1 protein-coding gene is annotated in these 1,192 nt (G+C 45.3%); it reads right to left on the reverse strand.

What is annotated here, in order from left to right; translation table 11 throughout:
• Positions 1 to 59 precede the first annotated feature (59 nt).
• The coding region (locus tag FD07_RS11890; RefSeq protein WP_082601300.1) for an IS256-like element IS1310 family transposase at positions 60 to 1,192 on the reverse strand (1,133 nt) is incomplete at its 5' end.

The following is a 1,192-nucleotide window of genomic DNA, read 5'->3' on the forward strand; positions in this document are numbered from 1 at the left end:
GGTAGCGTCAAGAATCTTGTGTAAATGAAATGCCTTCGTACATATAATATGTATCTAACTTAAATAAATGATGCTTCCAAGGTGTCCTGGAGTCCTTTGAACCCTCGGTGGATCCGCTTCAGAGACTTCTCGTTATAAACATTAAACTGAGAAACCAGGAAGCGATCCAGTGAATCTTCCGTTGGAAATTGTTCTTTGTGGTGGGTGGTGCGCTTGAGATGCTTATTAAAGTTCTCAATCAGGTTAGTGGAGTATAGTGATTGCCGGATAGCTGGTGGAAAGTCCATGAAAGTGAGTAAATTCGGCATTTTAAGCAGATCTTTGATTAATTTGGGATAGGTCTGATGCCAGTTGTTGGCGAACTCATTCAGTTTCAGTTCGGCTGCTTCACGGTTGGCGGCCCGATGAACTTGTTTAAAGTCACTGATCACGGCCTTGCGGTCTTTTACGCGAACTTTGTTCATCAGATTCCGCCCAACATGAACCAGGCAACGTTGTCGTTTGGCTTTAGGGAAATGCCGATTCAAGCCTTCATCCAAACCAACTAACCCATCGGCCACAAACAACAGCACATCTTTAACGCCCTGCTTGATCAAGGTTCCCAGCAGTTCAGTCCAGATTCCAGTCGATTCCGTTGGCGCCACTTGGTAGTTCAGCACTTCTTTCGTACCATCTGGACGAATGCCAATCGCAATATGAACGGCTTCTTTTTGAACGGTATCCCGCTTTAACGGCAAGTAAGTGGCATCTAAGAAGATGGCCGCATATTGTGAAGCCAGTCGACGTTGCTGGAAAGCTTGAACCTGTTCATTGACGGCTTTAGTCATGTTGGAAACCGTGGCTTTGGAGTAGTGAGCACCGTACATTTTTTCAATGAGTTCGGCAATTTCAGCAGTGGTAATTCCCTTGGTATACAACTGAATGACCGTTGTTTCTAAATTATCACTGTGCCGACCGTAGGCTGGCAAGGTATGATTTTCAAACCGGCCATTGCGATCTCGAGGAATGGTTAAGTTAAGTTGGCCGTACTTCGTATCAAACGAGCGCTCATAACTGCCGTTGCGGTTATTACCAGTGTTAATCCCAGCGTATGAGTAGCGTTCGTAACCCAAAAACTCTGCCAATTCGGTTTGAAGCAGCTGGTTAATCGCAATTTCGAGGTGGTGACGAAAAACTTCGTCCAAATCTTGCT

The organism is Levilactobacillus parabrevis ATCC 53295 (assembly GCF_001434055.1).
Classification (GTDB): Bacteria; Bacillota; Bacilli; order Lactobacillales; family Lactobacillaceae; genus Levilactobacillus; species Levilactobacillus parabrevis.